Here is a 21,794-nt window from a genome sequence, read left to right on the forward strand (position 1 = left end):
AATGCGTACCACATTTGCTGAGACGTTGGAAAAGACAGGCGTGATTGTCATTGACGGCTCCATGTCCACGGCCCTGGAGGCCCTGGGCTGCGATCTGAATGACAGCCTATGGAGCGCCAAGGCGCTGGCGGAATCGCCGGAGAAGGTCAAGCAGGTGCACCTGGACTACTTCCGCTCCGGCGCCGACTGCGGGATCACAGACAGCTACCAGGCAACCATCCCCGGTTTGATGGCAAAGGGTTTTACACAGCAGCAGTCAGAGGATCTGATCGTCCGGTCGGTAAAACTCTTTTTGGAGGCGCGCCAAGAGTGGTGGGACTCCGAGGGGAAAGGGAGCGGCCGGGCCTATCCCCTGTGCCTGGGGGCTGTGGGGCCCTATGGGGCCTATCTGGCCGACGGGTCTGAATACCGGGGTAACTACGGGATTTCAGAAAAGGCGCTCTACGACTTCCACCGCCGGCGCATGGAGCTGCTGTGGGAGGCGGGGGCGGACCTGCTGCTGATCGAGACCCAGCCCTCCATGGATGAAGCGCTGATCGAGGCCCAGATTGCCGAGGAGTTGGGCGCGGCCTACTGGATCAGCTTCAGCTGCAAGGACGGCTCCCACATCAATGAGGGCGATCACATCCGCTCCTGCGCCGAGCGGCTGAGCCGCAAGCACCCCGGGCTCCAGGCCATCGGTGTCAACTGCACGCCTCCCCAGTTTGTAGAGAACCTGATCCGGGAGCTGAAGGACAGCTGCGATCTGCCTGTGGCGGTCTATCCCAACAGCGGCGAGGAGTACGATCCCATCACCAAGACCTGGCACGGCAGCCGGGACGGCATGCGCTTTGGGGACTATGCCCGCCGGTGGATGCGCGCCGGGGCCAGCGCGGTGGGCGGCTGCTGCCGAACGCTGCCCTCCCACATCCAGGAGGTGGCCCGGGCCAGGGAGGCTTATCTGAAGCTGTGCAGGTGAGGGCACGTATTCCCCTCAATAGAGTAAAAAAGAGCGGGCCGCAGAACTTCTGCGGCCCGCTTTCGGCTGTTACTGATAGATGGGGAACTCCTGGCAAAGGGCGTTGACCTCGGATTTGACCTGGTCCCGGGTGCCCTCGAAATCCTTGGCGGTCATGGCCATCCACTGGGCGATCTTGACCATCTCCGGCTCCTTGAAGCCACGGGAGGTGGCGGCAGGAGTACCCACACGGATGCCGGAGGTGACAAAGGGCTTTTCCGGATCGTTGGGGATGGAGTTTTTGTTGACGGTGATCTGGACCTCGTCCAGGCGGTGTTCCAGCTCCTTGCCGGTGATGTGGAAGTTGCGCACATCCACTAACATCAGGTGGTTGTCGGTGCCGCCGGAGACCAGACGGAAGCCCTGCTTCTGAAGCTCCTCGGCCAGAGCGGCAGCGTTTTTCACGATCTGCTGCTGATAGGCCTTGAACTCGGGCTTCAGCGCCTCGCCGAAGCAGACGGCCTTGGCCGCGATGATGTGCATCAGCGGGCCGCCCTGGGTGCCGGGGAACACAGCGGAGTTGATCTTCTTGAAGATGTCGTCGTCGTTGCAGAGGATCATGCCGCCCCGGGGGCCGCGGAGGGTCTTATGGGTGGTGGTGGTCACCACGTCGGCGTATGGCATGGGATTGGGATGGAGGCCCGCGGCCACGAGGCCCGCAATGTGGGCCATGTCCACCATCAGGTAGGCGCCTACAGCGTCAGCCACCTCGCGGAACTTGGCAAAGTCAATGACGCGGGGATAGGCGGAGGCGCCGGCAATGATCATCTTGGGCTGGCACTCCTTGGCCACCTGCATCAGCGCGTCGTAGTCGATGGTCTCGGTCTCCTCACCCAGGCCGTAGGGGACGATGTTGAAGTACTTGCCGGAGATGTTCACGGGGCTGCCGTGGCTCAGGTGCCCGCCGTGGGCCAGGTTCATGCCCAGGATGGTGTCGCCAGGCTTTACCAGGGCGACAAAAGCTGCCAGGTTGGCGGAGGCGCCGGAGTGGGGCTGGACGTTTGCGTGCTTGGCGCCGAAAAGCTGGCAGGCACGGTTGCGGGCGATCTCCTCGGTGACGTCCACGGCATAGCAGCCGCCGTAGTAGCGCTTGCCGGGATAGCCCTCGGCATACTTGTTGGTCAGGCAGGTGCCCATGGCCAGCATGACGGCCTCGCTGACGATGTTTTCAGAGGCGATCAGCTCGATGTTGCGGCATTCGCGGTTGAACTCTTCACGAATGGAGGCGCCGACTTCCGGGTCGGCCTGTTCCAGAAAATCCATGGTTTCCTTAATCATTGGGAAAGTTCCTCCTTCAATTTCTTCCATAAGCAGATGGTATTGCCCGCTTTTAAAAACTGTAGCGCAGGACAGGGTTACGGGCGGCGCCCACCTCGTCCAGGCGGCGGACCGGCGTGCACACGGGCGCGTCGTGCAGGGCCTGGGGGTTGGATTTGGCTTCCTCGTAGAGCTTTAGGAACACATCGCAGGCGTGATCCATGGTCTCCTTGCTCTCCGTCTCCGTGGGCTCCACCATCAGCGCCTCGTGGACGATGAGGGGGAAGTACATGGTCGGCGGATGGATTCCGTTGTCCAGAAGGCCCTTGGCAATATCCATGGCGGATACGCCGGTTTCGTCGTGAAGCCGTGCAAGGGTCATGACGAACTCGTGCATGCAATAGCCGCCATAGGCCATGTCATAGGTGTCCGTCAGCCGCGCCATCATGTAGTTGGCGTTGAGGACGGCGTTGCGTGCGGCCTCGGGGATGTTCTCCTTGCCCAGTGTCATCATGTAGGTCATGGCCCTGACCACCACCGAGAAGTTGCCGTAGAAGTTCTTCATGCGGCCGATGGAGTGTTTGGGGGTGTAGAAGGCGTATCTTCCGTTTTTCTCCGCCACGGCGGGGCCGGGCAGGAACTCCTTCAGCAGTGCCTTGCAGCCCACTGCGCCGGAGCCGGGGCCGCCGCCGCCATGGGGCGTGGAGAAGGTCTTGTGGAGGTTGAGATGGATCACATCAAAGCCCATATCGCCGGGGCGGACCACGCCCATGACCGCGTTGAGGTTGGCGCCGTCATAGTAGCAGAGGCCTCCCGCGTCGTGGACGATCTGGGTGATCTCCAGGATGTTCTTGTCAAAGATACCCACGGTGTTGGGGTTGGTGAGCATCAGTCCGGCGGTGTCTGGGCCCACGGCCGCCCGGAGGGCGTCTAAGTCCACACATCCGTCGCTGGCGGAGGGGATGTTGATCACCGTGAATCCTGCCATCACGGCGGAGGCGGGGTTGGTGCCGTGGGCGGAGTCGGGGACAATGATCTTCTTGCGGGCAAGGTCCTTGCGGTGGGTGTGGTAGGCCTTGATAAGCAGAAGGCCGGTGAATTCGCCCTGGGCGCCGGCCGCGGGCTGTAGCGTTACGCCGTCCATGCCCGTGATTTCGCAGAGGTACTTCTCCGCGGTGTACATTGCCTCCAGGCAGCCCTGGACCGTCCCCTCGCCCTGGGTGGGGTGGACCTGGGTGAAGCCGGGCAGGGCGGCCATGTCCTCGTTGATCTTGGGGTTATATTTCATGGTGCACGAGCCAAGGGGGTAGAAGCCGTCGTTGACACCGTGGACCCGCTTGGCAAGGGCGGTGTAGTGGCGGGTGAGCTCGTTTTCGCACACATGGGGCAGCCGAAGGGGGACCTGACGGGTTTCCTTCAGCTTGACAACCGGCACGTCGCACTCAGGCAGAAGGGTCATGTGCTGCTCAGGGGAGCCCTGCTCAAAAATCAGTTTCATCTCAGCACACCTCCTTCAAAATTGCAACCGCCCGGTCCAGCTCGGCCCGGGAGACCACCTCGGTGACGCACCACAGCAGTCCGCCCTCCACGCTCAATCCGCCCAGGATGCCGTTTTTCTCCAAGGCCTTCAGGGCCTTTTTGGCGGTCTTATCATCCACTTCCGTCACAAACTCGTGGAAGAATTCACCCTTGTACTTCAGCTTCCAGCCCAGCTCCTTCTCCATCGCCTTGGCCAGGTAGTGGGCCTTGGACATGGAGAGGGTGGCTGCCTGGCGCATGCCCTCCTCGCCCATGGCGCTCATATAAACGCCGGCCATGAAGGCGCACAGGGCCTGGTTGGAGCAGATGTTGGAGGAGGCCTTCTCGCGGCGGATGTGCTGTTCGCGGGCGGTGAGGGTCAGCACGTAGCCCACGTTGCCGTCCACGTCGTGGGTCTGGCCCACAATGCGGCCCGGCAGGTGGCGCATCATCTCTTTCGTCGCGGCCATGAAGCCAAGGTACGGGCCGCCGAAGGCAAGGTCCAGCCCCAGGGGCTGGCCGTCGCCCACGGCCACATCGGCGCCGTATTCGGCGGGGGTCTTCATCAGGGCGCAGGCGATGGGGTTGACGGACAGGACAAACTTTGCGCCTGCGGCGTGGACGATCTCCCCGGCCTGGCCGGCGTCCTCCATCAGTCCGTAGTAGTTGGGCTGCTGGAGGATCAGACAGGCGGCGTCGGCGCCCAGCATCTCCTTAAGGGCTTTCAGGTCGGTGCGGCCGTCCTTGGCGGGCACCACCACCAGCTCCGTATCGGAGCCGAAGCAGTAGGTCTTTACCGTTTCGATGACGCTGGGCTGAACTGTGGCGGAGATATAAGCCTTGGTGTGCCTGCGGTCCCGGCACATGGTGACGGCTTCCGCGGCGGCGGTGGCCCCGTCGTAGACGGAGGCGTTGGAGACCGCCATGCCGGTGAGTTCGCAGATCATGGTCTGGTATTCAAAGATGGACTGGAGAATGCCCTGGCTGATCTCCGCCTGATAAGGCGTGTAGGCGGTGACCAGCTCCTCCCGGGAGGAAACGGACTTCACCACGGAGGGGATGAAGTGGCGGTATGCGCCGGCACCCCGGAGGCAGGTCTTGAAGACTGTGTTTTTCTCCGCCATGGCCGTGACAGCGCCGCGGACCTCCAGCTCGCTCATGCCGGCGGGCAGGTCCAGATTCTTCACCAGCATCTTTTTCGGCACATTGCCATAAAGCTCGTCAATGGATTTTGCGCCGATGACATCCAGCATTTCCTTTTGTACAGCAGGGGAATTGGGAACGTATGTACCCATCAAATCACCTTTCTTTCCTGGATAGATCGAAAAACCGGCTCAGGCTTCCCGGGTAAAGGCCTCATAGTCCGAGGCGTCCAGCAGCTCCTCCGTGTCGGTGATGTTCTCGATCTTGGCGATCCAGGCGCCGTAGGGATCGTCATTGAGCTTTTCGGGGGCGTCCAGCAGCTCCTCGTTGACCTCGGCCACCACGCCGGTGACCGGGGACATGACGTCGGAGACGGCCTTGACGGACTCCACGTCGCACATGCTCTCCTCCTTGGTGACGCTGTCGCCCACCTGGGGCAGGTTGATGAACACCAGATCGCCCAACTCCTCCTGGGCAAAGTCGGAGATGCCCACCAGGGCGGTGGTGTCATCCAGCATCTTGACCCACTCATGGGACTTGGAATACTTCAGTTCGGCGGGAAAGTTCATAATCAGTTCCTCCATTTATCCTTAATTTGAGTTCAATGACTTGTTAGCGCTCGATCTTGTAGAAGGGCAGGGAGACGATCTCCACCTCCACCATGCGGCCGCGGACGTCGGCGTTGAGGTGCTTGCCCACCTCGTTTTCCTCCACATTCACATAGCCCATTGCCACGGCGTGCCCCAGGTAGGGGCAGTGGGTGCCGGAGGAGACCCAGCCCACCTTCTTGCCGTCCAGGGTGTAGAGGTCGCAGTGCTCACGGGGAATGCCGCGGCCCACCACCTTCATGCCGATGCGCTTGATGGTGGGGGTGCCCCGGGCGATGATGGCGTCCCGGCCGATGAAATCCTTGCCGTCCAGCTTGCAGGGGAGCCCCGCTTCCTTGGGGGAGATGTCGTCGTTCATCTCATGGCCGTAGAGGGGCATGCTGGCCTCCAGGCGCAGCGTGTCGCGGGCACCCAGTCCGCAGGGCAGGATTCCCTCCTCCTTGCCGGATTCCAGCAGGGCGTTCCAGAGTGTCACCGCATCCTCGGACTTGCAGTAGATCTCAAAGCCGAACTCGCCGGTGTAGCCGGTCTGGGAGACGATGGCTGGGATATCCCGTCCACCAGCCTTCAAAGCCGCGCCCTCGGTGAAGTGGTAGTATTTCTGGGGGATTTCCGACTCGTCGCAGAGCTTTTTCAGCACCTCACCGGCCTTGGGCCCCTGCAGGGCCAGCTGGGCCACCTGTTCGGACACATCGGCATAGTGCACGTCGCCGCTGATGTGGGATTCCACCCAGGCTGCGTCCTTTTCATGGTTGCCGGCGTTGACCACCAGCAGGTATTTGTCGGCGGCCCGGCGGTAGATCACAAGGTCGTCCACAATGCCGCCTTTGTCGTTGCAGAGCATGGCGTACTTGACCTGGCCGTCCACCATTTTGGAGATGTCCGCAGTAACCAGGTGCTGAATGTTGGCAACAGCGTCAGGACCCTCTAAAATGAGCTCAGCCATATGGGAGACGTCGAACAGGCCGACCTTCTGGCGGACCGCCATATGCTCGGCAATGACACCAGCGCCGTACTGGACCGGCATCAGGTAGCCGCCGAATTCGACGATCTTCCCGCCCAGGTCCACATGGGTCTGGTACAGTGGCGTTTTCTTTTCCATAATTTATGTGCCTCCATCCACAAAAATTAAGTATTAAAAAGACAGAGGCGCAACTTACCCCCTTGTAGTGTGAGTTCTTGTTGCGCCTCTGTGTCTTTACCTGAGAGATTCCCGGACCGCAGTCCGGTTGCCCCGCCGGTGCATGTGTCATGCTTTTCAGAGCTTCGTCCCGATCCAGTCCTCTGCCCAGCGCGGCTCACCGTCTGCTTGGCCTCTTCTGAATCGTTCATCCGACAATATGCAATTTTTAACACAGACACGCGGCCTGTTTGATTGTTTTTATTGAAGATAGGATACCAAAAAGCGGAAGCGGTGTCAAGAAATTTTACCTGAGCTAAAAGAAGAAAATGCCCTGCATTGCAGGGCATTTTTTGTATGTACGTATGTAAACGATTGCCTACATCCCATCTGTCCGACAGTGGTAGATTTGGGCATCTGTCACAAGTATTTCGATGGTCTGGTCGTACAAATCCGCAGGGATGCGCCGCCGCATCAGCGACTCCCGGCACACCATTGCCGCCCGGCCGCGGTAGTTTGCGAGGAAGCGGTCGTAGTAGCCGCCGCCCCGGCCCAGACGGTGGCCGGAGCGGTCGCAGGAGAGGCAGGGCACCACCGTGAAGTCCACCTCGTCGCTCTGGAGCACCTGGCAGGAGGCCACCGGCTCCAAAATGTCGTATGCGCCGGGGGAGAGGTCGTCTAAGGAGCGGATGACCACCGGCTCCATCCGGTGGCCGGCCAGGCAGCGAGGGACGCAGAGCCTGCGGCCGGAGGAGAGCACGTCCAAAAGGATGGGGCGGGTGTCGATCTCGTGGGGCGTTCCCACAAAGCAGAACACCGTGTCGGCGTTCTGGTATTCGCTCAGCGTCCGCAGCCGGGTGAGGATCCGCTCGTCGGAGCGCAGCTTTTCCTCAAGCGGGATGGCCCGCTCCGCCATGCGCACCTCACGGCGCAGCGCTTTTTTCTCTTCAGCAATCTCCATGGTTCAATCCTCCGTTTCGTCCAGCCGCCCGGCCGGGGAGCCGAAGGCGATGGCGTCTTTTCCGTAGCGGCCCCGGATGGAATCCATGGCCCGCTCCAATTTTTCCTGTTTTTCACTTTTTGCTGCGCTGTTTAAAAGGTCCAGCTGGGCATAGGACTCCTCTTCCGCCACCAGGTGGATGGCAGTGACGGAGAGCATCCGGATGGGGGAAGGGGGACGCCAGATGGTTTTAATCAGCTCCATCGCACCGTCGGAAAGCTCCCGCATCAGGTGGGTGGGGTGGGAAAACTGAGTCTGACGGGAGCGGTTTTGAAACTCCGGGTCCCGGACCGTGACCTGGACCCCGCCGGCGCAGAGGCTGTGGCGGCGCAGGCGCATGGCCACGCTGTCCGAGAGCATGGCGATGCCGGTGCGCACCTCGTCCCAGGTGGTCAGGTTTCTTGGGAAAGTGGAGCTGTTCCCCACAGATTTCACCGGCTCCTGCTCCGCCGCGCCCAGCACCCGGGACTGATCCAGCCCGTTGGCATAGGCGTGGAGCTGGAGCCCCTGCTTGCCCAGGAGGCCCTCCAGCATCTCAGCGCTGCACCCGGCCAGCTGGCCGATGGTGGTGATCCCGAAACGGCCCAGAGCTTTCTTCACGGCCTGCCCCACAAAGAGCATTGACCCCACCGGCAGGGGCCACACGATCTCCCTCCAGTTCTCCGGGGAGATGAGGGTGGTTGCGTCCGGCTTTTTATAGTCGCTGCCCAGCTTGGCAAAGACTTTGTTGAAGCTGACTCCAACAGAGGCGGTCAGGCCGAACTCCTCCCGGATCCGGCGGCGGAGTTCGTCGGCAATTTTGACACCGTCGCCACCGAAGAGGTGGGCGGTGCCGGTGATGTCCAGCCAGCTTTCGTCGATGCCGAAGGGCTCCACCAGGTCGGTGTACTGGTTGTAGAGGGCATTGACCCGCTTGGAGTACTCCCGGTAGAGGTCGTGGTGGGGAGGAAGAAGCACCAGGCCGGGGCATTTCCGCTTGGCCTGCCAGATGGTCTCCGCCGTGACCACGCCCATCTGCTTGGCCGGCTCGTTTTTGGCCAGGATGATGCCGTGGCGGGCGCTGGGGTCGCCGCACACCGCCATGGGCACGTCGACCAGATCCTGGTGGGAGAGCAGCTCCACGGAGGCGTAAAAGCAGTTCAAATCACAGTGCAGTATGATTCGGCCCACGGCTGTCCCCCCTCCTTCGGTCAAAAATCGCAGCGGTTTTCCAGGCTGTGCCCTGGCTTTGCTGATAGTATGCCATAGATGGGCCGCGATTTCCAGAGAAGTCTCCCCGGCGGTATTCCGCCGGGGAGTGATTCATTCGCCCAGTGCCCGTTTTAAATCCATGAGATACTGTTTTTGCTGCCGCTTAAGATAGAATCCGGCCGCCAGCTTCATCAGCGCCTTTTTGGGAAAAATCTCCTCGGTAAACTCCACGGAGGTGCCGCCGGAGGGGTGAGGCGAAAAGCGACCGGCCCATCGTCCGGTGAGGTTGCCGTTTTCCATGGAGAAGGCGTAGCGCCGGGGCGGGTCAAATTCTGTGATGGTAAAGGCGGTGGGGTAGCCGCCCTTTGTGTACTCAATGAACCCGCCCTCCGTGGGTTCGATGCGGCTCAAATCACTGCGCCAGTCCCAGCGGCCAAGGTCCGTCACAAGAGCCCAGACCTGCTCCGGCGCGGCGCGCAGCGTATCGTGGATGACAGCCATGGAATCCCTCCTGTCAGTTAAAAAATCCCTCCGGGTGATTGTCCTTGTCAAAAAGGTGGTTGTAGGCCATGATCCGGTAGTCGTCATAGAGGGCCTGCTGCTCTTCGGTGAGCTCCGCCTCCTCCTCTGTCACCAGGCCGTCGGCGGTTCGGAAGCCGATGGTGGTGGTCACGTCGAAGTGCTCCATCAGCGCGGCATGGAGCTGCTGATATCCGGTGAGGGGGAAGCCGGCCAGCTGCGCGGTGAGGGTGCCCAGGTAGTTGGAGCTGATGCGAACGTCCTCGGATTCTGGTATGTCGTAATTGGCCCAGATGAAAAACGGGGTCTCGTGCTGGACCATGGCCTCCTCCGTGGTGCGGTCCCCCAACTTCTTACCGTAGAGATACTCATAGAAGGAGTTCTCCAGGGGAGGCTGGTGGTCGCCGAAAAAGACGATCATCGTGCGCTCATCGGAGGCGCTGTAGTGTTCGATGAGCTCCCGGATGGCGTTGTCGCTCTCCCGCATCAGGGAAAAGAACTGGGCGGCCACCGGCGACTTGCCCTGGCTGTCGCCGGAGAGCTCCACGGTGCGCTCCAGGTTGTTCCACCCCTGCTGGTAGCCGCTGTGGTTCTGGATGGTCACATTGAAAATAAAGGTTGGCTCCTCCGATTCGTCGGTCATCCGGTAGAGCTGCTCATAGTCGTTGGAGTCGCTGATGTACTTTCGGATGTATGCGGGGGTTTGCACGTCCTCATCGTAGAGCTGTACGTCAAAGCCCATCCAGTCGTAGACAAAGGTGCGGTTCCACCCGGAGGAGTAGTAGGGGTGGAAGGCAATGGTGTGATAGCCAAGCCCCTTGGCCTGAGAGACCAGGGAGGGGCAGTTGTCGTAGAGGTAGAGCTGATAGGCCACGGTGGAAGAGGGCAGGAAGGCCAGGGAATCGCCGGTCAGGTATTCAAACTCCACATTGGCGGTGCCGCCGCCGGTGACGGGGGAGTACATGGTGCCCTTGACCGTGTTCTCCGTCAGAGAATGGTAGTAAGGGAGCGGATCCTCGGAGAGCTCTAACTTTTCAAAGCCGCCGAGGTCTGCAAAGGATTCGTTCATGACCACGATCAGGTTGACCGGGTACTCCGCTCCATCCACGCTGGCGGTGCCGGGATACCGCTGGGCGATCTCATTGACCCGGTCCAGGTCGTATCCTTCCGGCGCGCGGACGAAGCTGTAGCTGAGGGAGGTCATGAAGTTCAGCAGCCAGCCGTTCTGCTGGGTTCTCCACTGCTGGGCGTAAATACCCACAGTAGGCAGCAGGCCTGTGCAGAAAAAGGCAAAAAGGAATGCCCCGATGACGCCCCAGGAGAGGAAACAGGTGCGCAGGCGCAGCTTATTCCGGCCCTTGTGACGGGGGACCAGGAACAAAAGCAGCAGGTAGACCAGTAAAATGGCCAGAGCGGCCCACACGGTTCGATCCGGCGTGTAGTCGTAGTCCGAGGCCACATTGGCCGCCGTCTGAAGGCACAGGAGGTCGACGGGGAAGATGACCCGGCCCCGGAAGGTCAGGACATAGTGGTTCAAAAGGCCGATGACAAAGCAGAACACGGCGCTGATGCCGGCGGACAGGTTCCTTCGGCCCGTCACCATCCGCACCACCCAGTAGATCAGGCTGTACCACAGGAGGTTGAAGGCGATCTGCCCAATATTCAAATCGGTGAAGGGATTGTTGGTATTCATCAGCTCCACGCCGCAGTAGGAGGCGAAAGGCCCGATCCAAAATACCAGCCGGGAGAGGTTCTCCCGGTCTTTCAGCCAGGCGGGCAGCGCCCGCCGTCCGGCTCTGCGTGCAGAGCCGTCTTCTGCCCCGGCAGAAGACGCATGTCCCTCTGAATAATCCAGGACGGTGAGGGTTCTGACGGCGGGGGAGCACTGATCCTCCGGCGCCGTCTGAAGATTGGATTCCATGTTTGCGAGTTCCTTCCTTATGGGTAAAAATCGGATGATGCGTGAAATTCACGCTGTTCTAATATACCATAGACGAGATAAGAATTCAACTTGTGCCGCCTGGCCAAAAATTTCACCATTTGCCAATGCGCCCTCCGGGAAAAAAGATACGCCGCCCGATTTCGGGCGGCGCATCAAAGAGAGGGTTTATTTGTGCAGCAGGGGGGAGAGGGGCTTATAGATCAGGAAGCAGAGAATTACGTCGATCATCCCCTTGAGGAAGGTGAAGGGCATGTTGAAGGTCACCAGGCAATCCAAAAGTCCGTTGGCAGAGGGCCGGATGGCCTGATACATGCCGACAATCACGTCGATGGGCATCAGCTTGGCGTAGATGGGATAGGTGAGGTAGTAGTTCAGCGGCACGCTGAGTAGCGCCATGGCCAGGGCCCCCAGGACGGAGCCGATGATGGCGCCCTTGCGGCTCTTGTGGTTGTGGAAGCGCAGATAGACGCTGCCCGCCGCATATACAAATATGGCCCCCAATAAAAAGTTGCACAGTTCGCCGACGCAGCCGGTGGAGGTGCGCAGGCAGTTGATCAGGTTTTTGATGAAGCAAACGGCCACGCCGTACACCGGGCCCAGGCTGAAAGAGGCCAGAAGGGCCGGAAGCTCCGAAACGTCCATTTTGATGAATGCGGGCATAAAGGGGACGGAGAAGTCCACAAACATCAGCACCGCGGACACCGCCGAAAGCATGGCGGTGACGGTGATCCGGTGGGTCTTGCTCTGGGTGCGGCTTCTTGCCGCGTTTTCCACTCGTTCCATGATACATAGCTCCTTTGCTGTTTGCGCGCCGAGAGGCGTTGAATTTTTTGCCCTGAGGCAAGAAAAAACACCTTGAAAGCATGTGCCTTCCAAGGTGAACAAACAGCAAGGAATTACTCCCTGCCGCACTCATCTTCTACCATCCAGACTGTAACTGTCGGTACCGGATTCGCACCGGTTCCTGCTGCAAAACAGCTCGCGGACTCAGCCCATTGAGGGAATCACCGCCGGTGGGGACTTGCACCCCGCCCCGAAGACATACATTCAATTGTTTTTCCGCGTCCTATTATAACACCCCCGCATCAAAATGCAAGAGGAAATTTTGAGTTTACCGGCAAACTTCCTTCCGGTCCGTCCGCCCCACCAGATAGTCCAGGGAAACCTGGTAATACTCCGCAATGCGCACCAGGATATCCAGCTTTGGTTCCCGGGTCATCAGCTCATAGTTCTGGTAGGTTTTTTCAGTGATATCGCAGTAGATCGCCACCTGGCCCTGGGTCAATCCGGCCTCGGCCCTGCACCGGCGGAGGCGGGTTGCTAAAACATCTCTCATATACAAGCACCTACGATTGTTCTTGACACATTTAGTATATGAGGCTAAAATGGAGAATATACTAACGATTGTTGGTGGAATTCAATTCTCTACTTTACAAAATAGAAAATTTGTTCTATAATAGACATAAAAAGCAGAGGGGGGCGCGCGATGAGAGGACGGCAGAGCACCTGCAGCTTTACCGGCCACCGGCCGGGGAAGCTGCCCTGGGGGATGGACGAGGGAGACCTCAGGTGCCGGAATTTGAAGCAGCGGCTGTGGGACGCGGTGGAGGCCGCATACCAGGAGGGGATGCGGCATTTCATCTGCGGCATGGCGCTGGGCTGCGACCTCTTTTTTGCGGAGGCTGTGCTCCGGCTGCGGGAGATGCACCCGGAGGTGACGCTGGAGGCGGCGATCCCCTGTCTCACCCAGGCGGACACATGGCCTCCGGCGCAGCAGAGGCGCTACCGCGCGCTGTTGGAGCAGTGCGACTATGAGACGGTGGTGCAGGAGAAGTACTCCAGCACCTGCATGCAGCGGCGGGACCGGTATATGGTGGACCACTCCGCCATGCTGATCGCCGTATTCGACGGCCTGCCTGGCGGAACGCGCTATACGGTCCAGTACGCCATGGAGCGGGGAGTCAATGTGGTGGACCTGCCCGCGATGCTGCGGTAAAAAAGGACCCGCCGGAACTCCGGCGGGTCCTTTTTTATAATGGGAGGCAGTTTGAATATCCCTCTCTACACAGCACAACCCCCCATTCGTCCAGCGCGAATGGGGGGCTACCGCTCTTTCTGATTTTCGGTCAAACTTGCTACCTCTTACTTTCTACGGGTTCGTTCGGAACAAAATTGAAACATACTGTGGATTGCTATGCAAACTACCGGAAACATATTGCACACAGGATACTTCCTCATGCTTCTCATCAGAGTGAGTGCTGTTTTGGTTTTGCGGTTAGCGCCAGTTGTCCCGAACGGCTGGGATGGGGATTTGCTCTGGGGTCGGATCTATCTTCTGAGAATTTTGTGGCCCATGGGACTCACTCCTTCCCTGTGTCTACACTGTACAATAGGCTCCTGAAAATGTCAAGGGCATTGAAAGGTTTTCTACAAAAAATAGAAGTAAAACGATTGAATATTGTGCAAAATATACAAAAATGCATTAGAAGGGAAGGATTGGCACCGATGGTTCTCCGGCGGAATTGTGTTGGAGAACAGGCGATATCCCGCATTTTGAATAGAAAGCCTCCGGTAAGGTAAAATAAACCATTCACATTGCGGAGGTTAAAACATGAATGAATATCTGATGACACAGCGGGATATCACCGCCTTTGCGCGGTATCTCCACACTGAAGAGCGAAGCGCCGGTACGATTGAAAAATATTTGCGGGATGTGAGGGCCTTTGCCTGCTGGATGGAGGGGCGGGCGGTGGTCAAGGAGGACGCGGCCTTGTGGAAAGCGCACCTTTTGGGCCTTGGGTATGCCCCGGTCACCATCAACTCCATGCTGGCTGCGGTCAACAGCTTTTTCCGCTTCAAGGGCTGGGAGGGGGTTCGGGTAAAATTCCTAAAAGTACAGCGGCGGATGTTCCGGGAAGCCGGCCGGGAACTGAGCCGGGACGACTACGGGCGGCTGCTTGACACCGCACGGAAGCGGGGGCAGGAGCGGCTGGCGTTGCTGATGGAGGCCATCTGTGGTACCGGGGTGCGGGTCAGTGAGGTGCGCTACCTCACTGTGGAGGCGGCCCTTGAAGGGCGGGCGGAGGTAGCACTGAAAGGAAAAATCCGGGTGATCCTTTTGCCTGAAAAACTTTGTAGGAAGCTGCTGAAGTACGCCAAAAAGCAAAAAATCGCATCCGGTGAGATATTTCTCACAGGAAGCGGAAAAGGCCTCTCGCGGCGGCAAATCTGGGCGGAAATGAAGCGGCTGTGCAACCACGCAGGGGTGGAACCCTCCAAGGTGTTTCCCCATAACCTCCGCCATCTTTTCGCGGCCACATTTTACAGGGCCTGCCGGGATATTGCCCACCTGGCGGATGTGCTGGGACACTCCAGCATGGAAACCACCCGCATCTATCTGCTGGCCACAGGCACGGAGCAGAGGGAGCAGCTGGACCGGTTGGGATTGATCTGTTAGCGACAAAATCAACATTTTGCCGCAGCAGCCAAGCCGCCTTGGCTACATATTTTGTAAAAATTATACCACGAACCGTTGGAAAATTCAAGTAGTTGCCCAATTTGCGCGCACTGAATAAAGCCGCAGGACGCAATTGTTTTGCGGCTTGATCCTTGCGCCTCCAAACGGCTATGAAGGCGCTCCGGCGCTCCGGCTCCCTTCCCGATTTCTGGACTCAGCTGTAAGAAGGCTGCCGGAGCCGTATGCAAAATGTTGATTTTGTGATGAAGCGGGAGGAGTGACGGCATGCTGAATGGAAGTACGCTGGTTTCCCTGCTGGAGGCCATGCAACTTGAAACGGGATGCGAATACCTGTCGGATCTGCGGCGGCTCCAGGAATGGCAGCGGATTCGTTTGGCCAGGGCCCTGGAGGGGCTGGCGGCGGAATCGGCGCCGCTGCGTGAGTGGAACGACGCCCTGGCCTATTTGTCCAAGGAGCAGCCCCAGGGGACCTCTGAGGCCGCGCGGGCGCGGCTGATCCTGTCGCTGCGCGGCGGATGAGCGGAAAATGAAAGAGACGGCAGACCAGAAGTCCGCCGTCTTATTTCTTCTTCAGCGCTTATCGCCGGGGCGAAACAGCATGGCCATGAGAAAGCCGAAGAGCACGGCCGCTGCGATGCCGCCTGCGGTGGCGGTGAGGCCACCGGTGAGAACGCCCATCCAGCCCTTCTCGCCCACGGCCTTGCTCACGCCCTTGGCCAGGTTGTAGCCAAAGCCGGTCAGAGGGACGGTGGCTCCGGCACCGCCCCACTGGACGATGGGCTCATAAATGCCAAGAGCGCCCAAGATCACGCCGGCCACCACATAGCCGGTGAGGATGCGGGCGGGGGTCAGCTGGGTTTTGTCGATGAGAATCTGTCCGATGGCGCAGAGGATGCCGCCGCAGAGAAACGCATTCAAGTAGTCCATAGAGAACACCTCACTTGGTATTGGAAATGCAGATGGCATGGCTGATGCCGGGGATGGACTCCCCCTGGAAGGAGGAGGTGGGGGAGAGCAGTGCGCCGGTGGGGGCGAAGAGGATCCGCTTCCACCGTTTTTCCCGCATGCCCCGAAGCAGGTAGCCGTTGAGCACGGAGGCCGAGCAGCCGCAGCCGGAGCCTCCGGCGTGCATGTCCTGCTGTTTCAGGTCGTAGAGCATCAGGCCGCAGTCCTTGTAGTTCTTTCCCATCTTGACGCCGTCCTGGGCCATCAGGTCGCAGAGGATTTCATGACCCAGGGCTCCCAGGTCCCCGGTGACCACCAGGTCGAAGTCAGAAGGGGAGGTGTTGGTATCCTGGAAAAAGGCCAGCAGCGTATCGTGGGCGGCGGGGGCCATGGCGGCGCCCATATTGTTCACGTCGGAGATGCCCAGGTCCACGATCTTGCCGCAGGTGGCATGGGTGATATAAGGGCCGTCACCCTGGGCGCCCAGGATACAGCATCCGGAGGCGGTGGCTGTCCACTGGGCGGTTGGGGTTCGCTGGTTGCCATAGGGCACGGGCATGCGGTACTGCCGCTCCGCCGTGCAGAAGTGGGAAGAGGTCATGGCAGCGGCCAGCGTGGCAAATCCGCCGTCAATGGCCATGGCCGCCATTGCGAGGCTCTCGCCCATGGTGGAGCAGGCTCCATAGAGGCCCAGGAAGGGCACGCCGAACTCCCGCAGGCCGAAGGAGGAACCGATGCACTGGTTCAAGAGGTCCCCTGCAAAGATATAATCCAGGTCGGACGGGGCCATCCCGGCCTTTTGCAGCGCCCGGTTCAAAACCCGCTTCTGCATGGCTGACTCGCCCTTTTCCCAGGTTTTCTCTCCAAAGAAGGAGTCTTGGTCCAGCTCGTCAAAATAGTCTGCGAGGGGGCCGCGGCTCTCCATTTTGCCGCCTATATTGGAAAAAGAGATCACCGAAGGCGGTGAGGCAAAGGCCACCGTTCGTTTTCCCAGTCGTTTGCTTGTCATATGCACGCTCCTTTCCGTGGATGTAGTATTTCCCCGGGCGGGAAAAATATCACACATTTTTGGAAAATAGAAGAAAAGACTGGAATTCCATAGTGGAAGCAGGTATAATATTTGCCTGATCACGAGTTGGGAGGAATTTGATATGAACGGCGAACAGATGCGGACTTTCGGTTATATCTGCCCGGACTGCGGCAAGCCGGTGCTCGGCACCCGCAGCGTGTTTGCCCTGGAGGCATCCAATGCGGAGGTGGCCTGTGAGTGCGGGGCCAGCGCGCTGCGGGTGGAAAACGAGGGGGAGCGGTTCCGGGTGCTGGTGCCCTGCGGGATCTGCGGGGAGACGCATCAGGCCTTCTGCCGGCCGGAGGCGCTGCTGGAGGGGAACGGCATCGGCCTGGGCTGCACCGAAACCGGCCAGCTGTGCTGCTACATCGGCCCCATGGAGCGGGTGGCGGGCGCGCTGCGGGAGCTGGCGATCCTGGTGGAAAAAGAGCGGGAGCAAAAGGGAAACCCGGAGGCGTTTTTGGACAATGTCATTATGTATGAAGTGCTCTCCGAACTGAAAGAGATTGCGAAGCGGCCCAACGGCATCACCTGCTCCTGCGGCTCCGGGCGCTACTCCATGGAGGTGCGCCACGCCGCCGTGGACCTGGTGTGCCAGGACTGCGGGGCAAAGCTGCGGATTCCCGCCGCCACGGACGAGGATTTGGATCGCCTCTGCTGCCATATGAAGCTTAAAATCAGGGGGAAGTAATGGCAGCCTGTTTTGTACTCTTTTTGACAGCGGTGGCGGTCTGTCTCATGACGGGGAGGCCGCTGCTTGATGCGATCTTTTTGGGGCTGGTCCTCTTCTTCGCCCTGGGGCTCAAGCGGGGCTACTCCGCAAAGTCGCTGTGGGCGATGGCGTGGGAAAAGGGAAAGAAGGCGCTGATCGTGGTGCAGATTCTGATTTTGATCGGGATGCTGACCGCCATGTGGCGCTCCTGCGGGACCATCGCCTTTTTCTCCTATTACGGTATCCGGGCGGTGACACCGTCCTTCTTCATCTTGATTACGTTTCTTCTGACCACGGTGCTCTCACTGCTGCTGGGCAGCTCGTTCGGCGTGATCGGCACCGCCGGTGTCATTCTCATGGCCCTGGCCCGCAGCGGCAATGTCAGCGTGGCGGTAACCGCGGGGGCCATCCTCTCGGGCTCCTATTTCGGCGACCGCTGCTCCCCGGCCTCCTCCTGCCTGGCGCTGATCAGCGCCGTGACGGGAACGGAGATGCGCCGTAACCTGCAGCTGACCCAACGGACGGTTTTGCTGCCGCTGGCATTGACCACGGCCGTGTATGCCCTGCTCTCCTGGATGCACCCCATTGCCCGGGTGGACGGGGAAATCCTCGGCGCCCTGGCCGACCGGTTCAGCCTCCACTGGGTGGTGGTGCTGCCGGCGCTCATCATGCTGGTGCTGCCCCTTTGCAAGGTGGAGATCAAGCTGACCATGGCGCTCAGCATTGCATCCGCGGCGGCGATCACGGTGGCGCTCCAGGGCATGGGGGTGACGGAGATGCTGGGCACGCTGGTGCTGGGCTACGATCCGGCGGACCCGCTGCTGGCCCGGGTCCTCCACGGCGGAGGCCTCTTTTCCATGGCGTCCTCCATGGGCATGATCTTCATCACCAGCCTTTACTCCGGGATTCTGGAGGGCACTGACCTGCTGGAGCCTGTGCGCCATCAGGTGGACTCTCTGGCGGACCGCATCGGCCTTTACTTAACCACGGCCCTGGTCAGCGTGGCCAGCGTGTTCATATTCTGTAATCAGAGCGTGATGGTCTTTATGGATGAGCAGCTCCTGGGAAAGACCTACCGCCGTAAGGGCGAATCTCCGACAGGCCTGGCTATCGACATCGCCAACACAGGCGTGGTGCTGGCGGAACTGGTGCCCTGGAGTATCTCCCTGACCATCCCGCTTGCCATGTTGGGAGCGGGGCTCAGCGCGGCCCCCTATGCGGTGCTGCACTATGTGCTGCCTCTTTGCTACTATTTTACCCGCCCCCATTTTCATGAACAAATTTCCCGAAAGGAAAGACCTGCATGATTTCTCTGCTGGCGAAAGCCCTGATCAAAGATTACCGGCAGTACGCCTCCCCGGCGGTGCGCAAGGCCTATGGCCTGCTGTGCGGCGCGGTGGGGATCTGCCTGAATATTCTGCTCTTTGCCGGAAAGCTGTTTGCCGGGACCATCTCCGGCTCCATCGCCATCACGGCCGATGCCTTCAACAACCTCTCCGACGCCGGCTCCTCCCTGATCACGCTGTTGGGGTTCCAGTTGGCGGGCCAGAAACCGGATAAGCACCACCCCTTTGGCCATGGACGGATTGAGTACCTCTCCGGGCTGGTGGTGTCGGTGCTGATCCTGCTGATGGGCCTGGAGTTAGGCAAATCCTCCATTGAAAAAATCCTCCACCCGGGTGAAGTGGAGTTCTCCCTTTGGGCCATTGCGATTTTAGTGGCCTCCATCGCGGTGAAGGTGTATATGTGCCTCTATAACCGCAGCGTGGGGAAAAAGATCGGCTCACCGGCCATGCGGGCCACGGCCATGGACAGCCTGTCCGACAGCATCTCCACCGCGGTGGTGCTGGCCGCCTCCCTGGTGGGGCACTTCACCGGGCTTCAAATCGACGGCTGGTGCGGCGTGCTGGTGGCGCTGTTCATCCTGTGGACGGGCTACGGCGCGGCCAGGGACACCATCAGCCCCCTTCTGGGCCAGCCGCCCACACCGGAATTTGTGAACGAAATTGAGTCCCTGGTCATGGCGCACCAGGGAGTTCGCGGCATCCACGACCTGGTGGTCCACGACTATGGGCCTGGCCGTCTGATGATCTCCCTCCACGCCGAGGTGCCCTCCCATGAGGACATCATGACGCTGCACGATGAGATCGACAACATTGAGCGGGAGCTGCGGGAAAAGCTCAGCTGTGAGGCGGTCATCCACATGGACCCGGTGGTCACGGACGACATCGTCACCGAGGAGGTCCGCAGGAAGGTGACGGAGTTAGTGCACGTGGTGGACCCGTCCATCTCCATCCATGACTTCCGCATGGTCAGCGGCCCCACCCACACCAATGTGATTTTCGACGCCGTGGTGCCCTTCCAGTTCCGGATGTCCGACGAGGAGGTGGCCCAGGCAATCAGCCGGGCCGTGCGCACCATGGAGGGGAACTACTATGCCGTGGTGACGGTGGAAAAGTCCTATATCTGATAAAAAGCAGCCTGTCTCGTGACAGGCTGCTTTCCTTTTTTGCCTACAGTGTGGTATGATGGGAGGAGTTCATTCCCACTTGCTCCAGACCTCGGGGCAGTAGCCCACGGTGGCCTCCTTCCCGTTGCGGACGATAGGTGCGTTGAACAGCTCGGGATGCTCCAGCAGCTTTTCCTCCGCCGCCTCCGGCGTGATATAGGCCATGTAGAGGTCCTCATAGGCCCGGCACTTGGTGTTGACCAGCGCCGCATAGCCCACCCTCTGCTTGACGGACTGATACTCCCTTGGGGAGAGGCCCTTGGCCGGCAGGTCCACATACTGGTATTTGATGCGCCGCTCCTTGAACCAGCGCTCCGCCTTTTTTGTGTCAAAGGATTTACTGGAACCGAAAATTTGAATGTTCATCCGCAAGTCTCCTGTCTGCAAAGATTGAAAAGGGGGTCCAATCAAATGGACGAAAGAATCAGAAAGCTGAAAGAACTGGTGGAGGGCTCCGGCAACATCGTGTTTTTCGGCGGCGCCGGAGTGAGCACCGAGAGCGGCATCCCCGACTTCCGGAGCGTGGACGGGCTGTACCACCAGCAGTACAGGTATCCTCCGGAGACCATCCTCAGCCACACGTTCTACGAGCAAAACCCGGAGGAGTTTTTCCGCTTTTACCGCAGCAAGCTCCTGTGCCCGGAGGCAAAGCCCAACGCGGCCCACCGCAAACTGGCGGAGCTGGAGGCAAGGGGAAAGCTGAAGGCGGTGATCACGCAGAACATCGACGGGCTGCACCAGGCGGCGGGAAGCAAAACCGTGCTGGAGCTCCACGGCAGCACGCTGCGCAATTACTGCGAGCGGTGCGGAAAGTTCTATCCCATGGAGGCGGTTCTCCACAGCGGGGGGATTCCCCGCTGCACCTGCGGCGGTACGATCAAGCCCGACGTGGTGCTCTATGAAGAGGGGCTGGACAGCGCCGTGCTGAAGGATGCGGTCCGCTTCCTGTCGGAGGCGGAATTGCTGATCATCGGCGGAACCTCCCTGGCCGTCTATCCTGCGGCGGGGCTGGTCCAATATTTCCGGGGCAGGAGCATCGTCGTCATCAACAAGACCGCAGTGGGCGGAAATCCGGACCTGTTCATCGACCGGCCCATCGCCGAGGTCCTGGCGCAGATATAGGGAACAACACCACTTTACCACAGAGCGCCTCATCCGGCAACACGGCATTTTCGGCTTTTTCCCGATGGATGCGCGGCCCTCCGGCTCTGCTGGGCCGGAGGGAAAATCTTTCGAAAAGAACCGAAATTATGGTTGACAAAGCTGCGGCTACTCGCTATAATAATCAAGCAGTCGTTTTTTGGAAGCATTGATCTGCGAGTGTGCTGGAACTGGTAGACAGGCACGTTTGAGGGGCGTGTGTCAAACGACGTACGGGTTCAAGTCCCGTCACTCGCACCATCTGCTTTTCCAGCGACAGGAAGTTCATATGCGCGAGTGGTGGAATTGGCAGACTCGCTAGATTCAGGTTCTAGTGTGCATTACGCACGTGCGGGTTCAAGTCCCGCCTCGCGCACCACCTCCCATCGGAGAGAAATTCCCCGATGGGAACCATTTTGGCCTTTTACAAACTGCATATCGATGCGCGCGAGTGGTGGAATTGGCAGACTCGCTAGATTCAGGTTCTAGTGTCCATTACGGACGTGCGGGTTCAAGTCCCGCCTCGCGCACCAAGTCGGAGCAAACGGTATGACGTTTGCTCCGGCTTTTTTCAAAAGCCTTCTCAGTGGGAATGCGCCACAGGAGGGGCTGGAGCATATATTCTTTGTCCATTCTGATGTTTACG

Annotated in this window: 22 protein-coding genes, 3 tRNA genes and 2 riboswitches; of the genes, 11 read left to right on the plus strand and 14 right to left on the minus strand. The window is 59.7% G+C overall.

What is annotated here, in order from left to right:
- Position 1: 1 nt before the first annotated feature.
- Positions 2 to 958, plus strand: coding sequence for a homocysteine S-methyltransferase (mmuM, locus tag H8790_RS02870; protein ID WP_187333518.1), 957 nt, complete (start codon positions 2 to 4; stop codon positions 956 to 958).
- Between the two features lie 69 nt (positions 959 to 1,027).
- Here mmuM and glyA read toward each other — a convergent pair whose 3' ends face one another.
- The 11 genes from glyA to H8790_RS02925 all read right to left on the minus strand — a co-directional run bounded on the left by glyA (position 1,028) and on the right by H8790_RS02925 (position 12,631).
- Positions 1,028 to 2,275 (minus strand): serine hydroxymethyltransferase, encoded by a 1,248-nt coding sequence (gene glyA, locus H8790_RS02875; RefSeq protein WP_243208553.1) that lies wholly within the window; start codon positions 2,273 to 2,275, stop codon positions 1,028 to 1,030.
- A gap of 52 nt (positions 2,276 to 2,327) precedes the next feature.
- Positions 2,328 to 3,752, minus strand: coding sequence for an aminomethyl-transferring glycine dehydrogenase subunit GcvPB (gcvPB, locus tag H8790_RS02880; protein ID WP_187333519.1), 1,425 nt, complete (start codon positions 3,750 to 3,752; stop codon positions 2,328 to 2,330).
- Between the two features lies 1 nt (position 3,753).
- Complete coding sequence (gene gcvPA, locus H8790_RS02885; protein WP_187333520.1) at positions 3,754 to 5,067, minus strand: aminomethyl-transferring glycine dehydrogenase subunit GcvPA; 1,314 nt, start codon at positions 5,065 to 5,067, stop codon at positions 3,754 to 3,756.
- A 39-nt stretch (positions 5,068 to 5,106) separates the two neighbouring features.
- Positions 5,107 to 5,484: a glycine cleavage system protein GcvH gene (gene gcvH / locus H8790_RS02890; RefSeq protein WP_187333521.1), complete on the minus strand. Its 378-nt coding sequence runs from the start codon at positions 5,482 to 5,484 to the stop codon at positions 5,107 to 5,109.
- A 43-nt stretch (positions 5,485 to 5,527) separates the two neighbouring features.
- Positions 5,528 to 6,625: a glycine cleavage system aminomethyltransferase GcvT gene (gene gcvT / locus H8790_RS02895; RefSeq protein WP_187333522.1), complete on the minus strand. Its 1,098-nt coding sequence runs from the start codon at positions 6,623 to 6,625 to the stop codon at positions 5,528 to 5,530.
- A gap of 78 nt (positions 6,626 to 6,703) precedes the next feature.
- A riboswitch (glycine riboswitch) is annotated at positions 6,704 to 6,795 on the minus strand.
- Between the two features lie 227 nt (positions 6,796 to 7,022).
- A complete protein-coding gene (locus tag H8790_RS02900) occupies positions 7,023 to 7,604 on the minus strand; it encodes a 5-formyltetrahydrofolate cyclo-ligase (protein ID WP_187333523.1) in 582 nt (193 codons plus the stop codon).
- A 3-nt stretch (positions 7,605 to 7,607) separates the two neighbouring features.
- Positions 7,608 to 8,813: a DNA polymerase Y family protein gene (locus H8790_RS02905; RefSeq protein ID WP_187333524.1), complete on the minus strand. Its 1,206-nt coding sequence runs from the start codon at positions 8,811 to 8,813 to the stop codon at positions 7,608 to 7,610.
- A 132-nt stretch (positions 8,814 to 8,945) separates the two neighbouring features.
- Positions 8,946 to 9,335, minus strand: a complete 390-nt coding sequence (locus H8790_RS02910) for an SRPBCC family protein (protein WP_187333525.1) — start codon at positions 9,333 to 9,335, stop codon at positions 8,946 to 8,948.
- A gap of 13 nt (positions 9,336 to 9,348) precedes the next feature.
- The gene (locus tag H8790_RS02915; protein WP_187333526.1) at positions 9,349 to 11,274 is read right to left on the minus strand and encodes an LTA synthase family protein; all 1,926 of its coding nucleotides are present in this window, start codon (positions 11,272 to 11,274) and stop codon (positions 9,349 to 9,351) included.
- Positions 11,275 to 11,460: 186 nt separating this feature from the next.
- Positions 11,461 to 12,078 carry an ECF transporter S component gene (locus H8790_RS02920; protein WP_187333527.1) on the minus strand — a complete coding sequence of 206 codons (618 nt, stop codon included), beginning with the start codon at positions 12,076 to 12,078 and terminating at the stop codon, positions 11,461 to 11,463.
- 127 nt (positions 12,079 to 12,205) lie between these two features.
- Positions 12,206 to 12,340: riboswitch (FMN riboswitch) on the minus strand.
- Between the two features lie 66 nt (positions 12,341 to 12,406).
- Positions 12,407 to 12,631: a helix-turn-helix domain-containing protein gene (locus H8790_RS02925; protein WP_187333528.1), complete on the minus strand. Its 225-nt coding sequence runs from the start codon at positions 12,629 to 12,631 to the stop codon at positions 12,407 to 12,409.
- 150 nt (positions 12,632 to 12,781) lie between these two features.
- Between H8790_RS02925 and H8790_RS02930 the strand changes: the two genes are divergently transcribed.
- The 3 genes from H8790_RS02930 (at position 12,782) to H8790_RS02940 (ending at position 15,292) form a co-directional block, all read left to right on the plus strand.
- Entirely contained in the window at positions 12,782 to 13,291 is a 510-nt protein-coding gene (locus H8790_RS02930; RefSeq protein ID WP_187333529.1) for an SLOG family protein, read from the plus strand.
- Between the two features lie 615 nt (positions 13,292 to 13,906).
- Positions 13,907 to 14,752, plus strand: a complete 846-nt coding sequence (locus H8790_RS02935; RefSeq protein ID WP_187333530.1) for a tyrosine-type recombinase/integrase — start codon at positions 13,907 to 13,909, stop codon at positions 14,750 to 14,752.
- A gap of 285 nt (positions 14,753 to 15,037) precedes the next feature.
- Positions 15,038 to 15,292, plus strand: a complete 255-nt coding sequence (locus H8790_RS02940; RefSeq protein ID WP_187333531.1) for a hypothetical protein — start codon at positions 15,038 to 15,040, stop codon at positions 15,290 to 15,292.
- A 51-nt stretch (positions 15,293 to 15,343) separates the two neighbouring features.
- On the opposite strand, the gene spoVAE is transcribed toward H8790_RS02940, so the two are convergent.
- Entirely contained in the window at positions 15,344 to 15,700 is a 357-nt protein-coding gene (spoVAE, locus tag H8790_RS02945; protein ID WP_187333532.1) for a stage V sporulation protein AE, read from the minus strand.
- Positions 15,701 to 15,710: 10 nt separating this feature from the next.
- Positions 15,711 to 16,727 carry a stage V sporulation protein AD gene (gene spoVAD, locus H8790_RS02950; protein ID WP_187333533.1) on the minus strand — a complete coding sequence of 339 codons (1,017 nt, stop codon included), beginning with the start codon at positions 16,725 to 16,727 and terminating at the stop codon, positions 15,711 to 15,713.
- 142 nt (positions 16,728 to 16,869) lie between these two features.
- Here spoVAD and H8790_RS02955 point away from each other — a divergent pair, with 142 nt between their 5' ends.
- From H8790_RS02955 to H8790_RS02965, 3 genes are read left to right on the plus strand one after another with little or no spacing between them, the layout of a single operon-like run.
- Entirely contained in the window at positions 16,870 to 17,478 is a 609-nt protein-coding gene (locus H8790_RS02955; protein ID WP_187333534.1) for a hypothetical protein, read from the plus strand.
- Positions 17,478 to 18,806, plus strand: coding sequence for a Na+/H+ antiporter NhaC family protein (locus tag H8790_RS02960; protein WP_187333535.1), 1,329 nt, complete (start codon positions 17,478 to 17,480; stop codon positions 18,804 to 18,806). The genes H8790_RS02955 and H8790_RS02960 overlap by 1 nt, the downstream gene beginning before the upstream one ends.
- Complete coding sequence (locus H8790_RS02965) at positions 18,803 to 19,969, plus strand: cation diffusion facilitator family transporter (RefSeq protein WP_187333536.1); 1,167 nt, start codon at positions 18,803 to 18,805, stop codon at positions 19,967 to 19,969. The genes H8790_RS02960 and H8790_RS02965 overlap by 4 nt, the downstream gene beginning before the upstream one ends.
- Before the next feature lie 69 nt (positions 19,970 to 20,038).
- On the opposite strand, the gene H8790_RS02970 is transcribed toward H8790_RS02965, so the two are convergent.
- Positions 20,039 to 20,374 (minus strand): arsenate reductase family protein, encoded by a 336-nt coding sequence (locus tag H8790_RS02970; protein ID WP_187333537.1) that lies wholly within the window; start codon positions 20,372 to 20,374, stop codon positions 20,039 to 20,041.
- 45 nt (positions 20,375 to 20,419) lie between these two features.
- Here H8790_RS02970 and H8790_RS02975 point away from each other — a divergent pair, with 45 nt between their 5' ends.
- The 4 genes from H8790_RS02975 (at position 20,420) to H8790_RS02990 (ending at position 21,681) form a co-directional block, all read left to right on the plus strand.
- Entirely contained in the window at positions 20,420 to 21,130 is a 711-nt protein-coding gene (locus H8790_RS02975; RefSeq protein ID WP_187333538.1) for an NAD-dependent protein deacylase, read from the plus strand.
- A gap of 194 nt (positions 21,131 to 21,324) precedes the next feature.
- Positions 21,325 to 21,409, plus strand: a tRNA-Leu gene (locus H8790_RS02980).
- A gap of 30 nt (positions 21,410 to 21,439) precedes the next feature.
- Positions 21,440 to 21,527 (plus strand) — tRNA-Leu (locus tag H8790_RS02985).
- Between the two features lie 66 nt (positions 21,528 to 21,593).
- Positions 21,594 to 21,681 (plus strand) — tRNA-Leu (locus tag H8790_RS02990).
- Positions 21,682 to 21,794: the final 113 nt, after the last annotated feature.

Origin of the sequence: Oscillibacter hominis (genome assembly GCF_014334055.1) — a bacterium.
GTDB classification, from domain to species: domain Bacteria; phylum Bacillota; class Clostridia; order Oscillospirales; family Oscillospiraceae; genus Oscillibacter; species Oscillibacter hominis.

What these genes read in the sequence shown, in the direction of transcription:
- mmuM (WP_187333518.1), top strand. Translation starts at nt 2, where the DNA reads ATGCGTACCACATTTGCTGAGACGTTGGAAAAGACAGGCGTGATTGTC.
- glyA (WP_243208553.1), bottom strand. Translation starts at nt 2,275, where the DNA reads ATGATTAAGGAAACCATGGATTTTCTGGAACAGGCCGACCCGGAAGTC.
- gcvPB (WP_187333519.1), bottom strand. Translation starts at nt 3,752, where the DNA reads ATGAAACTGATTTTTGAGCAGGGCTCCCCTGAGCAGCACATGACCCTT.
- gcvPA (WP_187333520.1), bottom strand. Translation starts at nt 5,067, where the DNA reads ATGGGTACATACGTTCCCAATTCCCCTGCTGTACAAAAGGAAATGCTG.
- gcvH (WP_187333521.1), bottom strand. Translation starts at nt 5,484, where the DNA reads ATGAACTTTCCCGCCGAACTGAAGTATTCCAAGTCCCATGAGTGGGTC.
- gcvT (WP_187333522.1), bottom strand. Translation starts at nt 6,625, where the DNA reads ATGGAAAAGAAAACGCCACTGTACCAGACCCATGTGGACCTGGGCGGG.
- H8790_RS02900 (WP_187333523.1), bottom strand. Translation starts at nt 7,604, where the DNA reads ATGGAGATTGCTGAAGAGAAAAAAGCGCTGCGCCGTGAGGTGCGCATG.
- H8790_RS02910 (WP_187333525.1), bottom strand. Translation starts at nt 9,335, where the DNA reads ATGGCTGTCATCCACGATACGCTGCGCGCCGCGCCGGAGCAGGTCTGG.
- H8790_RS02915 (WP_187333526.1), bottom strand. Translation starts at nt 11,274, where the DNA reads ATGGAATCCAATCTTCAGACGGCGCCGGAGGATCAGTGCTCCCCCGCC.
- H8790_RS02920 (WP_187333527.1), bottom strand. Translation starts at nt 12,078, where the DNA reads ATGGAACGAGTGGAAAACGCGGCAAGAAGCCGCACCCAGAGCAAGACC.
- H8790_RS02925 (WP_187333528.1), bottom strand. Translation starts at nt 12,631, where the DNA reads ATGAGAGATGTTTTAGCAACCCGCCTCCGCCGGTGCAGGGCCGAGGCC.
- H8790_RS02930 (WP_187333529.1), top strand. Translation starts at nt 12,782, where the DNA reads ATGAGAGGACGGCAGAGCACCTGCAGCTTTACCGGCCACCGGCCGGGG.
- H8790_RS02935 (WP_187333530.1), top strand. Translation starts at nt 13,907, where the DNA reads ATGAATGAATATCTGATGACACAGCGGGATATCACCGCCTTTGCGCGG.
- H8790_RS02940 (WP_187333531.1), top strand. Translation starts at nt 15,038, where the DNA reads ATGCTGAATGGAAGTACGCTGGTTTCCCTGCTGGAGGCCATGCAACTT.
- spoVAE (WP_187333532.1), bottom strand. Translation starts at nt 15,700, where the DNA reads ATGGACTACTTGAATGCGTTTCTCTGCGGCGGCATCCTCTGCGCCATC.
- spoVAD (WP_187333533.1), bottom strand. Translation starts at nt 16,727, where the DNA reads ATGACAAGCAAACGACTGGGAAAACGAACGGTGGCCTTTGCCTCACCG.
- H8790_RS02955 (WP_187333534.1), top strand. Translation starts at nt 16,870, where the DNA reads ATGAACGGCGAACAGATGCGGACTTTCGGTTATATCTGCCCGGACTGC.
- H8790_RS02960 (WP_187333535.1), top strand. Translation starts at nt 17,478, where the DNA reads ATGGCAGCCTGTTTTGTACTCTTTTTGACAGCGGTGGCGGTCTGTCTC.
- H8790_RS02965 (WP_187333536.1), top strand. Translation starts at nt 18,803, where the DNA reads ATGATTTCTCTGCTGGCGAAAGCCCTGATCAAAGATTACCGGCAGTAC.
- H8790_RS02970 (WP_187333537.1), bottom strand. Translation starts at nt 20,374, where the DNA reads ATGAACATTCAAATTTTCGGTTCCAGTAAATCCTTTGACACAAAAAAG.
- H8790_RS02975 (WP_187333538.1), top strand. Translation starts at nt 20,420, where the DNA reads ATGGACGAAAGAATCAGAAAGCTGAAAGAACTGGTGGAGGGCTCCGGC.